The organism is Staphylococcus sp. HMSC070D05 (assembly GCF_001815595.1).
In the GTDB taxonomy this organism is placed as follows: Bacteria; Bacillota; Bacilli; order Staphylococcales; family Staphylococcaceae; genus Staphylococcus; species Staphylococcus hominis.
In genome coordinates this window covers 1-263 of record NZ_KV821140.1, presented here as the reverse complement: position 1 = coordinate 263, position 263 = coordinate 1, and the positions used below count along the sequence as shown (strand labels likewise).

Sequence of the window (263 nt, the reverse complement as noted above, 5' to 3'; positions counted from 1 at the left end):
CACCGTACCGGTTCGATTCCGGTCCTCGGCACCAATTTGAATATAGCGCCCGTAGCTCAACTGGATAGAGCGTTTGACTACGGATCAAGAGGTTATGGGTTCGACTCCTATCGGGCGCGCCATTTAAAATCATCAATTTAATATACGGGAAGTAGCTCAGCTTGGTAGAGCACTTGGTTTGGGACCAAGGGGTCGCAGGTTCGAATCCTGTCTTCCCGACTTCTTTGAAAATATGGGGGCTTAGCTCAGCTGGGAGAGCGCCT

General features: G+C 51.0%; 2 tRNA genes. Both read left to right on the top strand.

Features of this window, described 5'->3' with window-relative positions:
- Positions 1-45 precede the first annotated feature (45 nt).
- Positions 46-122 (top strand) — tRNA-Arg (locus tag HMPREF3046_RS07150).
- Between the two features lie 23 nt (positions 123-145).
- Positions 146-219: transfer RNA gene (locus HMPREF3046_RS07145), tRNA-Pro, on the top strand.
- The last annotated feature ends 44 nt before the right edge of the window (positions 220-263 follow it).